Source organism: Saccharothrix sp. NBAS 001, assembly GCF_056640475.1.
Window position 1 is genome coordinate 9,716,259 of the sequence record NZ_CM153251.1, and the last position, 12,672, is coordinate 9,728,930.

Annotated in this window: 15 protein-coding genes; 6 read left to right on the forward strand and 9 right to left on the reverse strand. The window is 70.0% G+C overall.

What is annotated here, in order from left to right:
• Positions 1–19 precede the first annotated feature (19 nt).
• Together cobT and cobU are read right to left on the reverse strand one after the other, a co-directional pair.
• On the reverse strand, positions 20–1,057 hold the full coding sequence (gene cobT, locus AC0HI0_RS44040; protein ID WP_480929393.1) for a nicotinate-nucleotide--dimethylbenzimidazole phosphoribosyltransferase: 1,038 nt from the start codon (positions 1,055–1,057) through the stop codon (positions 20–22).
• Positions 1,054–1,611: a bifunctional adenosylcobinamide kinase/adenosylcobinamide-phosphate guanylyltransferase gene (gene cobU, locus AC0HI0_RS44045; protein WP_480929394.1), complete on the reverse strand. Its 558-nt coding sequence runs from the start codon at positions 1,609–1,611 to the stop codon at positions 1,054–1,056. The genes cobT and cobU overlap by 4 nt, the downstream gene beginning before the upstream one ends.
• Before the next feature lie 103 nt (positions 1,612–1,714).
• Here cobU and AC0HI0_RS44050 point away from each other — a divergent pair, with 103 nt between their 5' ends.
• A complete protein-coding gene (locus AC0HI0_RS44050) occupies positions 1,715–1,915 on the forward strand; it encodes a hypothetical protein (RefSeq protein WP_480929395.1) in 201 nt (66 codons plus the stop codon).
• Between the two features lie 56 nt (positions 1,916–1,971).
• Here AC0HI0_RS44050 and AC0HI0_RS44055 read toward each other — a convergent pair whose 3' ends face one another.
• From AC0HI0_RS44055 to AC0HI0_RS44065, 3 genes are all read right to left on the reverse strand, one after another.
• Positions 1,972–2,958 carry an aldo/keto reductase family protein gene (locus tag AC0HI0_RS44055; RefSeq protein ID WP_480929396.1) on the reverse strand — a complete coding sequence of 329 codons (987 nt, stop codon included), beginning with the start codon at positions 2,956–2,958 and terminating at the stop codon, positions 1,972–1,974.
• Between the two features lie 29 nt (positions 2,959–2,987).
• The gene (locus AC0HI0_RS44060; RefSeq protein ID WP_480934525.1) at positions 2,988–3,302 is read right to left on the reverse strand and encodes an Imm1 family immunity protein; all 315 of its coding nucleotides are present in this window, start codon (positions 3,300–3,302) and stop codon (positions 2,988–2,990) included.
• Between the two features lie 292 nt (positions 3,303–3,594).
• Positions 3,595–4,224, reverse strand: coding sequence for a DUF3043 domain-containing protein (locus AC0HI0_RS44065; protein WP_480929397.1), 630 nt, complete (start codon positions 4,222–4,224; stop codon positions 3,595–3,597).
• 51 nt (positions 4,225–4,275) lie between these two features.
• Here AC0HI0_RS44065 and AC0HI0_RS44070 point away from each other — a divergent pair, with 51 nt between their 5' ends.
• Both AC0HI0_RS44070 and AC0HI0_RS44075 read left to right on the forward strand, forming a co-directional pair.
• Positions 4,276–5,298 (forward strand): glycerate kinase family protein, encoded by a 1,023-nt coding sequence (locus tag AC0HI0_RS44070; protein ID WP_480929398.1) that lies wholly within the window; start codon positions 4,276–4,278, stop codon positions 5,296–5,298.
• Between the two features lie 90 nt (positions 5,299–5,388).
• The gene (locus tag AC0HI0_RS44075) at positions 5,389–5,769 is read left to right on the forward strand and encodes a HesB/IscA family protein (protein ID WP_480929399.1); all 381 of its coding nucleotides are present in this window, start codon (positions 5,389–5,391) and stop codon (positions 5,767–5,769) included.
• A gap of 216 nt (positions 5,770–5,985) precedes the next feature.
• On the opposite strand, the gene AC0HI0_RS44080 is transcribed toward AC0HI0_RS44075, so the two are convergent.
• A complete protein-coding gene (locus tag AC0HI0_RS44080) occupies positions 5,986–6,156 on the reverse strand; it encodes a hypothetical protein (protein WP_480929400.1) in 171 nt (56 codons plus the stop codon).
• Positions 6,157–6,233: 77 nt separating this feature from the next.
• On the reverse strand, positions 6,234–7,418 hold the full coding sequence (locus AC0HI0_RS44085; RefSeq protein ID WP_480929401.1) for an MFS transporter: 1,185 nt from the start codon (positions 7,416–7,418) through the stop codon (positions 6,234–6,236).
• 196 nt (positions 7,419–7,614) lie between these two features.
• On the opposite strand from AC0HI0_RS44085, the gene AC0HI0_RS44090 reads away from it, so the two are divergent.
• On the forward strand, positions 7,615–8,055 hold the full coding sequence (locus tag AC0HI0_RS44090; RefSeq protein WP_480929402.1) for a MerR family transcriptional regulator: 441 nt from the start codon (positions 7,615–7,617) through the stop codon (positions 8,053–8,055).
• A gap of 103 nt (positions 8,056–8,158) precedes the next feature.
• Here the strand turns inward: AC0HI0_RS44090 and asnB are convergent, their stop codons facing one another.
• Positions 8,159–10,087 (reverse strand): asparagine synthase (glutamine-hydrolyzing), encoded by a 1,929-nt coding sequence (asnB, locus tag AC0HI0_RS44095; protein ID WP_480929403.1) that lies wholly within the window; start codon positions 10,085–10,087, stop codon positions 8,159–8,161.
• Between the two features lie 192 nt (positions 10,088–10,279).
• Here asnB and ctaC point away from each other — a divergent pair, with 192 nt between their 5' ends.
• Complete coding sequence (gene ctaC, locus AC0HI0_RS44100) at positions 10,280–11,233, forward strand: aa3-type cytochrome oxidase subunit II (protein ID WP_480929404.1); 954 nt, start codon at positions 10,280–10,282, stop codon at positions 11,231–11,233.
• A 12-nt stretch (positions 11,234–11,245) separates the two neighbouring features.
• Entirely contained in the window at positions 11,246–11,662 is a 417-nt protein-coding gene (locus AC0HI0_RS44105; protein WP_480929405.1) for a cytochrome c oxidase subunit 4, read from the forward strand.
• A 146-nt stretch (positions 11,663–11,808) separates the two neighbouring features.
• On the opposite strand, the gene AC0HI0_RS44110 is transcribed toward AC0HI0_RS44105, so the two are convergent.
• Positions 11,809–12,495 carry a lysophospholipid acyltransferase family protein gene (locus AC0HI0_RS44110; RefSeq protein ID WP_480929406.1) on the reverse strand — a complete coding sequence of 229 codons (687 nt, stop codon included), beginning with the start codon at positions 12,493–12,495 and terminating at the stop codon, positions 11,809–11,811.
• Positions 12,496–12,672: the final 177 nt, after the last annotated feature.

Here is a 12,672-nt window from a genome sequence, read left to right on the forward strand (position 1 = left end):
AGGGCCGGGTGCGTCGTCGTCAGGCCGGTCCGGACACGCCCGCGCCGTCGAAGGTCGCCATCTCGGCGAGGACCTTCGTGGCCATCGCGACCAGCGGGAACGCGGCGACCGCGCCGGAACCCTCGCCCAGGCGCAGGTCGAAGTCGAGCAGCGGCTCCAGGCTGAGGTGGTTGAGCGCCAGGGCGTGCGCGGGTTCGGCGGACTTGTGCCCGGCCACCCACCACTCGCGGGCACCGGGGGCCAGCTCCTCGGCGACGATCGCCGCGGCGCCGACGACCACGCCGTCCAGGATGACGGGCGTGCGGCGGACCGCCGCCTGGGCCAGGAAGCCCGCCATGGCGGCGATGTCCGCCCCGGACGCGGTGGCCAGCAGCTGCACCGGGTCGCTGATCACCGGGCGGGCGCGGCGCAGCGCGTCCCGGATGGCGGCGGTCTTGCGCATCCAGCCCCGGTCGTCGATGCCCGTGCCCCGGCCGACCACCGCCACCGGCTCGGACCCGGTGAGGGCCGCGATCAGCACGGCGGCCGGGGTGGTGTTGCCGATCCCCATGTCGCCGGCGATCAGGATGTCCGCACCGCCGTCGACCTCGTCGTCCACGAGCTTGCGGCCGAGCGCGACGGCCTGCTCGGCCTCCTCGCGGGTCAGCGCGTCCTCGCGGTCGATGGAGCCGGAGCCGCGGCGGATCTTGGCGTCGCCGACGGAGGTGTCGGAGTCGACCGACACGTCCACCACGCGGACGGTCGCGCCCGCCACCGTGGCCAGCACGTTCACCGCCGCGCCGCCGGCCAGGAAGTTCGCCACCATCTGGCCGGTGACCTCGCTGGGGTACGCGGACACGCCGTGCCGGGCCACGCCGTGGTCACCTGCGAAGACGATCACCCGGGGCCGGGTGAACGGGCGCGGCGGGCACACGCCCTGGCACGCGGCCACCCAGACGCCCAGCTCCTCCAGCTTGCCCAGCGACCCGGCGGGCTTCGTCAGCACCCCGTGCCGGGCCACCGCCTCGCGGCGGGCGCCCTCGTTCGGCGGGTCGACGTGCGGGAACTCGATGGTCACCGACTACCTCCGGCTTCGCGCAGTCGCAGTGGGATTCCGGCGACGACCAGCAACACCTCGTCGCAGACCTCGGCCAGCCGCGCGTTGAGCGAACCGAGGTGATCGCGGAAGAGCCTGCCAGAACGCGTGCTCGGCACGACGCCTAGCCCGACTTCCGCCGAGACGAGCACCAGCCGGGCGCGGGTCTGGGACACCGCGTCGACCAGCGCGCCGCACTGCCGCTCGACCTCGCCGACGCCGTGGCCCTCCCACGCGCCGGCGTCGTCCAGCGCGCCGGCCAGCCACGTCGCCAGGTCGTCCACCAGGATCGGCGGGTCGCTCTCGGCGGTGGCGGTGAGCAGCGCGGTCAGGTCGTTCGGGGCCGGGGCCTCGACGGTGTGCCACGTGGTGGGGCGGCGGGCCACGTGCTGCGCGATCCGCAGCTCCCAGTCCGCGTCGTCGGGGTAGCGGCGGGCCGTCGCCACGTAGGTGACGACGTCGTCCGTGACCAGGCCCTCGGCGTGGGCCGACTTGCCTGAACGCGCGCCGCCCAGGACCAGTGTCCGACGCGTCACACCGCACTCCATCCGGGTTGGGAGGACATAGCCTGACCAGGGAACGTTACCTGGAAGACATCATTTCCGACGTCATCGACGAAGACATCGTGGGGAGGCCGTCGTGGAGTACCGCTGGCGGTACCAGGACGAGCAGGGGCGGGAAGTCGACGGGCCCGCCGTGGCCTTCGCGGACCAGGGCGAGGCCGAGGACTGGTTCAGCGCCTCGTGGGAGTCGCTGGCTTCGGCGGGGGTCGCCCAGGTGACCCTGCTGCGCAGCGAGTCCGAGGTGTACGGGCCGATGTCGCTGTCACCCGTGGAGTGAACCGGCCGGGAGGGCGCGGCTGAAGGCCCCCGCGTGGTGCGGGGGCCTTCTCGTCGCTACGGCGTGACGGTGAGGCGCGGGTCGGTCTCCACGACGCCGTCGAGGACGTCGTCGATCTTCTTGAGCAGCTCGGCGTCGAGCTTCACGCCGGCGGCCTTCACGTTCTCGGTCACCTGCTCGGGGCGGGACGCGCCGATGATCGCGGACGCGACGTTCGGGTTCTGGAGCACCCACGCGACGGCGAGCTGCGCGAGGGACAGACCGGCTTCCTCGGCGATCGGCTTGAGGTTCTGCACCCTGGTGAGCACGTCGTCGTCGAGGAAGCGCGCCACGAACTTCGAGCCGTTCTCGTCGGTGGCGCGGGAGCCGGCGGGAACGGGCTGACCGGGCAGGTACTTGCCGGTGAGCACGCCCTGCGCGATCGGCGACCAGACGATCTGGCTGATGCCCTCGCTCTCGGACGTCGGGACCACCTGGGACTCGATGATCCGCCACAGCATCGAGTACTGGGGCTGGTTGGAGATGAACGGGACGTTCAGCTCGCGGGCGAGCGCCGCGCCGCGCGCGATCTGCTCGGCGTTCCACTCGGAGACGCCGATGTAGAGGGCCTTGCCCTGGCGGACGACGTCCGCGAACGCCTGCATGGTCTCTTCGAGCGGCACGGTGCGGTCGAAGCGGTGCGCCTGGTAGAGGTCGACGTAGTCGGTCTGGAGGCGCTGGAGCGAGCCGTTGATCGACTCGGCGATGTGCTTGCGGCCCAGGCCCTTGTCGTTGGGGCCGCCGGGGCCGGTGGGCCAGAAGACCTTGGTGAAGATCTCCAGGGACTCGCGCCGCTCGCCCTTCAGCGCGCGGCCGAGGACCGATTCGGCCTTGGTGTTGGCGTAGACGTCGGCGGTGTCGTAGGTCGTGATGCCGGCGTCCAGTGCGGCGCGGACGCAGGCGGTGGCCTGGTCCTCCTCGACCTGGGAACCGTGGGTCAGCCAGTTGCCGTACGAGATCTCACTGATGTTGAGGCCGCTGCGGCCGAGGCGTCGGAACTCCATGGGACCCAGCCTAATACGGGGTGCTTCGGCTAGCTAAGGATGTGCAGGTCGGGGAAGGCTTCCGGGATGCGGGCGTCGTACACGACGGGGTCGGTGACCTCGGTCTCGGCGTGTGTGGCGCGCGTCGGTGTCCAGTTCTCGCGGACGAAGCCGCGTTCCTCCCCGATGCCGACTTCCAGGATGGCGTGCCCCCAGGGGTCGTCGGAGTGGGAGATCTCTACGACAGCGGGGCACTGCTGCGTGGCTGCGAGCTTCCGCACCCGTTCTGCGAAGGCGTTCATCTCGACCGGGGTGTGGATCAGGGCCGGGCTCGTGCCGGTCTCTCGGTCGAAGATCGCCTTCAGCGCGCCTGGGCACCGCGTCGCTGCGCTGACCTGCGAAAAGAGTTAAAGGCGTCCTCGCCGGACGGGCTGGCCGCCGAGGATGACGAAAAGAAGGGGCGGGCGTCGTGTCATCCCCGTGTGGCCTGGTCGGGAGACAACCACCCTTGAGTAGGGAGTGCAAGCGAAGGGCGTGCTTGCACTCCCTACTCAAGCGCGGTTCGCTGCGCGCAGGCCACACGGGGATGACACGACGCGGGGCGAGGAGTGTGCGCTGCGCTGGCGGGTGAGGTGAGGTGAGGGGTGTGGGGGGTGGTCAGATCTTGGCGCCGTAGGTCACGCGGGGCTTGGGGACGCGCAGGCGGCGGAGTTGGCTGGCTCGGATGAAGGAGTACCAGCCGATGGAGAGGCCGCGGGTGGTGTCGTCCGGGAACTTGGCCCTGACCCGCTTGGAGACCATGCGGCCGAGGACCACGCCTTCCACGACCATGGCCAGCAGCATGAACGTGGTGACCAGCGTCGCGTACTGCTGGATCGCGGGCTGCGGGACCAGGAGGGCGACGAACACCAGGATCGCCAAGGGCATGAACAGGCCCATGAGGTTGCGGCGGGAGTCGACCAGGTCGCGGATGTATGCCTTGACCGGGCCCCGGTCGCGGGGGAGCAGGTACTTGTCCTCGCCGGCCATCATGCGCTGGCGGCGCTCGACCGAGGCTGCTCGGCGTTCTTCCTTGCTCTGCTTGTTGCCGCGCATCCGCTTGAGCGCCTCGCGCTGCGTGCGGGGCGGGGGCGGGACCGGGCCCCTGCGCTTGTTCTCGGCCTCGCGGCGCTTCGGGGTGGGCTTGCCCTTCGCCGGGGTGCGCGCCGGGTCGGCGGACGTCACCTCCGCCGGGGTGTCTTCGGCGGTCGGGGTGGCTTCGTCGGCGTTGCGGCGCAGGAACCTCACACCCCAAGAGTAGGAGATGGGTGTGGTGGGGGGTTACGTACCCTTCGCGAGGTGCGCGTTGTTATTGCTCCGGACTGCTTCGGCGGGACCTTGACTGCTCGGGAAGCCGCCGAGGCGATCGCCTCCGGGTGGCGGTCGGCCGCTCCCGATGACGAACTGCTGCTCCGGCCGCTGGCCGATGGCGGGCCGGGGTTCGTCGACGTCCTGCACGGTGCACTGGGTGGTGTGGTGCATTCGTCCGTGGTGTCCGGACCTCGTGGTGAACCCGTCGACGCCGAGTGGCTGGTGGCCCCGGACGGGACCGCGTACGTCGAGTCCGCGCAGGCGTGCGGGCTGCACCTGATCCCCCGGGACGAGCGCCCGGCGTCGGTGGAGTCCGCCTCTACGCGCGGGGTGGGCGAGCTGGTGGCGGCTGCGGATGCTGCGGGATGTCACACGATCGTTGTCGGACTGGGTGGCTCGGCTACTACGGACGGTGGCGCTGGGTTGCTGTCCGTGGTGTCGTCGGTGTCGGCACGGCTCGTTGCGGCTTGCGATGTGGAGAACCCGCTTTTGGGGCCGCACGGCGCGGCTGCGACGTTCGGGCCGCAGAAGGGGGCGTCCGCGGAGGTCGTCGCACGGCTGGAGGCCCGGTTGGCGGCCATGGCCGTGCTGGAGCCGGTCCGCGACCTGCCGGGCGCGGGCGCGGCCGGTGGACTGGGTGCCGCGCTGATGGCGTTGGGCGCGTCGGTGGAGTCGGGGGCCGGGATGGTCCGGTCCTCCACGCGGCTGGACGCGGCCCTCGACGTCGCCGACCTCGCGGTGTCGGGCGAGGGCAGTTTCGACTGGCAGTCGCTGCGCGGGAAGCTGATCACGGCGGTGGCCGGCGGTGCCGCCGAGCGGGGGATCCCCTGCCTGGTCCTGGCCGGTCAGGTGAGCGTGGGCCGGCGTGAGGCCGGGGCCGCCGGGGTGCAGGAGTCGTACTCGGTCGCCGAGCACGCTGGATCTGTGGAGAGGTCCATGGGCGACCCGGTGGGGACCTTGTCGGCGCTCGCCTCGGACGTGGCGAGGCAGTGGTCACACTCTCGCCCCTGACGACTGTGCGACCATGAGGTAAGGAACAAAGCGGGTGCCGCCCGTGTTTCCAGGGAATAGATGCCCGCAAAGGACCTCCGAGGGAGAGCTATGACGACCGCTCAGGACCAGGACGCAGTCACCCCGACTCCTGAAGCACCGCCCACCCACGGCGTGACGCTGACCGACTCGGCGGCCGTGAAGGCCAAGGCGCTGCTCGACCAAGAGGGTCGCGACGACATGCACCTCCGCATCGCCGTCCAGCCCGGTGGTTGTGCGGGTCTGCGCTACCAGCTGTTCTTCGACGAGCGCACGCTCGACGGTGACGCGCTGCGCGACTTCGGCGGTCTCAAGGTCGCGGTGGACCGCATGAGCGCCCCGTACGTCGAGGGCGCGGTGATCGACTTCGTGGACACGATCGAGAAGCAGGGCTTCACGATCGACAACCCGAACGCGGGCGGTTCGTGCGCCTGCGGCGACTCGTTCCACTGAGTCGCGAAGGATCTTGAGGGATTCCGAGGGATCTCGACCCTGACGGATCTTGACCTTGAGGGATCTTGACCCTGAGGGATCTCGACGTAGTGCGGTGAACGGCCCCTGCCTTGTGGCGGGGGCCGTTCGCGTGTCCGGGGTCTTGCCTGGTGGGGACGTGGGCGGCGCGGGTGGGGACGTCGGCCGTTCCGAGGGCTTGGCGGCTGGGCGGGGTGATCAGACGTAGGCGTCGAAGCCGGCTACCTGGGCCACGCAGTCGTCGGTGACCTGCCACGGGGTGGCGGGGCGGGGCTCGGGGAGGGTCTCGGCCCGGCCGCGCAGCTCTGCCGGCATGGCGGTGCAGTCGTCGATCAGTTCGTCCAGCGTGTCCGCTTCAAGGTTCCTCACGTTTCCGACGTTATGCGGACTTCGTTCTCGCGGACAGCCCTACCGGGCGGTAGCCGCCCGGTAGGGGTTCTCGCTGGTCACGCGTGTGCGTAGGCGGTTCCGGTGGGTTCGGTGGACGGTGCGGCTCCCCGGCGCACCAGCCTGGCGATGACGAGGGCCACGAGCACCCCCAGGACGGTCGGGACGGCACCCACGGCGGCGATCCACTGGAAGCCGAAGCCGCCCGCGATGACGGCTCCGCCGATCATCGGGCCGAGGGCCGCCGCCACGTTGAACGCCGAGATGTTCACCGACGCGACGAGACCGGCCGCCGAGCCCGCCTGGCCCATCAGGAACGTGTGCAGCAGCGGTCCGGAGGCGAAGGCGGTCGCGCCGAGCACGAACACCGCGATCACGGCCGTCACCTTGGTCTCCAGCAGGAAGCCCTGGGCCAGGAGGAGCACGGTCAGGGCGGTGAGCGGGATCGGCAGCACCTTCGCGATGGAGCCGGGCGGGACGCGGCCGGCGATCGTGCTGCCGACCATGGTGCCCAGGCCGTAGACCAGCAGGACCCCGGTCACCCACGCGGGGCTGAAGCCCGTGACGTCGCGCAGCGCGGGGGCCACGTAGGTGAACGCGGTGATCATGCCGGTGAAGGACAGGACCGTGGCCAGCAGGCCGAGCAGGACGGTCCGCTTGCCGAACGCGAACAGGCTGGCGCGCACGCCGGCGTCCGGCTCGTGCTCGACCTTCGGCGCGCCCAGCACGACGCCCACCAGGCCGATCAGGGTCAGGGTGGCGACCAGCGCGAACGACGCGCGCCAGCCGTAGTTCTGGCCGACCAGGGTGCCGACCGGGATGCCGAGGATGGTGGACAGCGCCACGCCGTTGACCACCTTGGCGATGGCGGCGGTCTGCTTCTCCGGTGGCACGGCGGCGACCGCGACCTGGGACGCGACCGCGAAGAACAGGCCCTGCGACAGCGCCGCGACCATGCGGGCGGCCATCAGGGTGGGGTAGTCGACGGCCAGCGCGCAGGCCGTGGCGGCCAGCAGCGCGAGCACCATGACGGCGATGAGCAGCGACCGGCGCGGCAGGCGGCCGGTCAGGACGGTGAGGACTGGACCGCCGACCGCGACGGACACCGCGTAGGCGGTGACCAGCAGGCCCGCGGTGGGCAGGGCCACGTCGAGGTCCGCAGCGACCTCGGGCAGCACGCCGACGACGATGAACTCTGAGGTTCCGACGGCGAACGCGCACAGCATCAGGACGAGAGCGATCACGAGGGCGACGCTAAAGTGTGACACTGACGTCAGGGTCAAGCTTCGGTGATCGAGGGCTCTTTTGTCCTGACGTGGGAATACGTCGGGGAATTGGGTTGACCGGGTTGGCTGGGAGTGACCCGGTTGGCTGGGGGGTGGCCTGGTTGGCTGGGTTGGTCGGTGTTGGCGGTGGGGTTGACGTGAGGGGTGTGGCGGGGTGCGGATCGGCGAGTTGAGCGAGCGGACCGGTGCGACGGTGCGGATGCTGCGCTACTACGACCAGAACGGGTTGTTGCAGCCCCAGCGCACGGAGTCCCGGTACCGCGTGTACGACGAGTCCGACGTGGAGCGTGTGCGCAGCGTGCGCTGCCTGATCGCGTCCGGACTGAACGTGCGGTTGGTGCGGTTGGTGTTGGCGCACGCGTTCGACCAGCAGATCGAGTTGCCGGAGGACGAGGCCGGGTGCGTGCCGTTGCTGGAGATGCTCCAGGACGAGTTGGCGACGGTGGAGCAGCGGATCGAAGCGCTGGAGCGCAGCAAGGCCCATTTGACGCGGTTGGTGGCCGATGTCGGGGGGATTCTGGCGGCCAAGCGCGTGACGGCGGCGCAGTGCGCGGAGGGGGAGACGGAGGGGCGGCGTGAGCGTGCCGGAGTGTGAGTGGGCTGGTGTGTGGGTGGGCCGGTGTGTGAGTGGCGCGGGTGTGGGGTGGGCCTGAGTGCGCGAAAGCCCCCGGCTGGGCCGGGGGCTTTCGGTCGGGTGACTAGAGCTTGACGGGGTAGTGGGGCTCGGGGACGACCGGGCGGATGCGGCCCTCGATGAAGATGCCGTGCCAGAGCATGAACACGAGCAGGGCCCAGATCCGGCGGCTGTTGTCGGCCACGCCGGAGCGGTGCTCCTCGATGACCCGCAGCACGGCGTTCTTGTCGATGTACTGGTCGGTCTGCGACTGGCGGACGATGTCGATCGCCCAGTCGTGCATCTCGTCCTTGAGCCAGTGCCGGATCGGGACCGGGAAGCCCAGCTTGCGGCGGTTGAGCACGTGCGGGGGCACGATGTCGCGGATCGCCCGGCGCAGGGCGTGCTTGGTGGTCTCCTTGGTGAGCTTCAGCTCGGAGGGCACCTGCGACGCGATCCGGAAAACCTCGGGGTCCAGGAACGGGACCCGCAGCTCCAGCGAGTTGGCCATGGTCATCTTGTCGGCCTTGACCAGGATGTCGCCGCGCAGCCAGGTGAACAGGTCGACGTGCTGCATCCGGGTCACCGGGTCCCACTGCTGGGACTCGCGGTAGGGCTTGGCCGTCACGTCCTGGTGCGACACGTTCGGGTCGTACGTGCGCAGCACCTGGCGGAGCTGGTCGTCCAGGAAGATCCGGGCGTTGCCGTAGTAGCGCTCCTCCAGGGTCAGCGCGCCCCGGCGCAGCAGGTCCTTGCCGCGCACGCCCTGCGGGATCTTGGTCGACACCCGGCCCATGGCCTTGCGCAGCGCGCCCGGCACCTTCTCGAACGGGGCCAGGGACAGCGGTTCGCGGTAGATCGTGTAGCCGCCGAACAGCTCGTCCGCGCCCTCGCCGGAGAGCACGACCTTCACGTGCTCGCGCGCCTCGCGGGCGATGAACCACAGCGGCACCAGGGCCGGGTCGGCCACCGGGTCGTCCAGGTACCAGGTGATCAGCGGCAGGGCGTCCATCATCTCCTGCGCGGTCACCGCGCGGACCACGTGCTTGACCCCGATCGCGGCGGCGGACTCGGCCGCCACGTCGATCTCGGAGTAGCCGGAGCGCTCGAAGCCGGTGGTGAAGGTGATCAGGTCCGGGTTGTGCTCCTTGGCCAGCGCCGCGACCACGGTCGAGTCGATGCCGCCGGACAGGAACGAGCCGACCGTGACGTCCGCGCGCATGTGCTTGGCGACCGAGTCGCGCAGCGCGGCGGTGATCTCGTCGTACAGGCGGTTCTCGTCGGACGCGCCGTGCACCGCGCGCGGGCGGAAGGTGGCCGGGAAGTAGCGCTCGGCGACCACCTGGCCGCCGGGCTGCACGGTGAACGACGTGCCGGACTCGACCCGGTGGATCTGGCTGTGCAGCGATTCCGGCTCGGGCACGTACTGGAGGATCAGGTAGTGCTGGAGGGCCTTGCGGTCCAGCTCCGGGCGGATGCCGAGGGTCGGCGCGAGTTCCAGCACGGACTTCTTCTCGCTGGAGAACGCCACCCCGCCGGGGCCGGCCGCGTAGTAGAGCGGCTTGATGCCGAACGGGTCGCGGGCGCCGAAGACGACCTTGCGCTCGGAGTCCCAGATGAGGAACGCGAACATCCCTCGCAGCTTGCCGACGGCGGCGGGCCCCCAGTAGTGGTACGCCGCGACGATCGTCTCGGTGTCACCGTCCGTGGCGAACACCGCGCCGAACTGCTTGGTCAGCTCCGCGCGCAGTTCGAGGTAGTTGTAGATCTCACCGTTGAAGTTGATGGTGTACCGGCCGGGCAGTTCCGGCGGCCCCCAGTGCAACGGCTGGTGCGAGTGCTCGATGTCGATGATGGCCAGGCGGTTGAAGCCGAACACGACCTCGCCGCCCTGCCAGGTGCCCGTCTCGTCAGGGCCGCGGTGCCGCTGGCAGCGCATGGCGGCCGCCACCGCAGAGCGCGAGTGGTGCGCTTCGTTCTCGCCAAGGCAAACCAGTCCAACCAGGCCGCACACGCCGTCGCACCTTTCGTGGGGTGTGGAGAAGTCTCCAGTATGCCGGGACCCCTTTGTGTGACCGAAACTGCACCGTGCGGGTGCGGCCCCCGAGGGGTGCGCGCGTGGTGGCTGGGCTACGCTCCCGCATGATCCGGCGAGGACAGGAAGTCCGTCCTCGCCTGCGAGCTTTCAACGAGGAGGCGGCGAGCAGTGGGCCTGAAGGAGGGCACCAGGGCAGCGCGGCTGGCGAAGGTCGTCGGGCTGGTCGGCCTGGTCGGCGTCGGGGCCACGGGTTGCTCCACGGAAGAGGTGTTGCGCTTCGGCTGGCCCGTGGGCGTGACTGAGCAGGCCCACCGGATGCAGGAGCTGTGGACCTGGTCGGTCGTCGCCGCGCTCGCGGTCGGGGTGATCGTCTGGGGCCTGATCCTCTGGTCGGTGGCCTTCCACCGCAAGAAGAGCGAGGAACTGCCCCGCCAGGTGGCCTACAACCTGCCGCTGGAGCTAGTCCTCATCGTCGTGCCGACGGTCATCGTCGCGGTCCTGTTCTACTTCACCGCGGTCACCCAGAACTTCGTCACGAACAAGACCGGCAAGGCCGACGTGACGGTCGACGTGGTCGCGTTCCAGTGGAACTGGGAGTTCAAGTACCCCCAGTACAAGATCCCCGGCGGCGAGCCCGTGAAGGGCAAGGACCCGGTCGTGAGCACCGTCGGCTCGTCCGGCGAGGTGCCGCTGATGGTCCTGCCGCAGGGCAAGCGGATCCTGTTCAACCTGGAGTCCACGGACGTCATCCACTCGTTCTACGTGCCGGAGTTCCACTTCAAGCGGGACGTCTTCCCGCTGCCGCACAAGAACAACCAGGACAGCTCGTTCGAGATCAGCCCGATCGACCGGACGGGGTCGCTGGTCGGCCGGTGCGCGGAGCTGTGCGGCGTCTACCACGCGGTGATGAACTTCGAGATCCGCGTGCTGGAGTCGGGCGACTTCGACCGGTACATGAAGCTGCGCCAGGAGAAGAACCCGAAGACGGGCCTGCTCTACACGGCGGCCGAGGCGCTGACCGAGCTGAACTGCGGCGAGCTGTGCACCCCCTACGCCGTCACGACCAAGCCCTTCGACACCGACCGGACCGTGCGCGAGGCGTCGTCCGGCGGCGGTCGGTAGGAGGGATCTGCGATGAAGATCGAAGCGCGCATTTTCGACCTGGTGATGGGGTTCTCGTTCCTGATGGCCGTGGTGTACGGCTACTGGACCTGGGCCGACACCAACCACGTGGAGCCGACCGGCACGGTCGCCCTCGCGCTGACCGGTGGGCTGGCGCTGATCGTGGGCACGTACTTCCGGTTCGTCGCCCGGCGGATCGAGGTCCGGCCCGAGGACAACGCCGAGGCCGAGGTGTCCGACGGTGCCGGTGAGCTGGGGTTCTTCAGCCCGGGGTCGTACTGGCCGATCGGGCTGGCGGCGTCGGCCGCGCTGGCCGGCGTGGCGTTGGCGTTCTGGCACGTCTGGCTGCTGGTGATCGCGGTGGTGGTGCTGCTGATCATGGTCGGCGGGTTGGTGTTCGAGTACCACACCGGGCCGAACCACGACTGACGTTCGGTCGAGAGCTTCGCGGGGCCGCCTCCTGGTTGGGAGGCGGCCCCGTGTGGTTTGTGGGTGTGCTGTGGGTGGCGGTGCTGTGGGTGGTGGCGGTGTTGTGAGTGGTGGTGGTGTGGGCGGTGGTGCTGTGGGTGCGGGGGTCAGGCTGCCTGGTCGTTGGTGCCGTCGCTCGGGCTGGCCTGGTAGCGGTCGACGTAGTCCTGGCCGGAGAGGTCCAGGATGCGGTAGACGATCTCGTCGGTGACCGAGCGCAGGACCGGTAGGGACTCGTGCATCCCGGCGTACCGGGAGAAGTCCAGGGGTGTGCCGAAGCGGATGGTCACGGGGCGGATGCGAGGGAGTTTCGCGTCCACTGGCTGGACCTTGTCGGTGCCGATCAGGCCCACCGGGATGACCGGCGCGCCGGATTCCAGCGCCATCCTGGCCACGCCGGTCCGGCCCCGGTGCAGGTTGCCGTCCAGGGACCGGGTGCCCTCGGGGTAGATCGCGAAGGCTCCGCCGGCGGCCAGGATCTCGGCTGCGGTGTCCAGGGAGGCGCGGGCGGCCCTCCCGATGCCCCGGCGTACCGGGACGTGGCCCAGGGAGCCGAAGAAGTACCGGGAGAGGGCTCCCTTGAGGCCGGTGCCCTCGAAGTACTCGGCTTTGGCCAGGAACGAGACGCGGCGGGGGACGACCATGGGGATCACGATGCTGTCGATGAACGACAGGTGGTTCGGGGCGAGGATGACCGGGCCGGTTGTCGGGATGTTCTCCAGGCCCTCGACCTTCGGTCGCCAGACCAGTCTCGCGGTGGGGGCCACCACCCGCTTCATCACCGTGTAGAGCATGGGAACAGCATCCACCCTCGTCGTTACCCGGTAGTAAAAAGGTGGCTGAAACCTCAGCAACCTTGGCTCGATCGGGTGGTGCGTGGGGCGTGGGGCGTGGGGTCGTGCGTCGGTGTGGGTTTTAAAGAGTCCTCGCCGGACGGGCGAGCCGCCGAGGATGACTAAAAGAACGGGCGG

Coding starts and splice junctions, on each gene's coding strand:
- AC0HI0_RS44110 (WP_480929406.1), bottom strand. CDS start 12,495: ATGCTCTACACGGTGATGAAGCGGGTGGTGGCCCCCACCGCGAGACTG.
- AC0HI0_RS44055 (WP_480929396.1), bottom strand. CDS start 2,958: ATGGAGTTCCGACGCCTCGGCCGCAGCGGCCTCAACATCAGTGAGATC.
- AC0HI0_RS44075 (WP_480929399.1), top strand. CDS start 5,389: ATGACGACCGCTCAGGACCAGGACGCAGTCACCCCGACTCCTGAAGCA.
- AC0HI0_RS44105 (WP_480929405.1), top strand. CDS start 11,246: ATGAAGATCGAAGCGCGCATTTTCGACCTGGTGATGGGGTTCTCGTTC.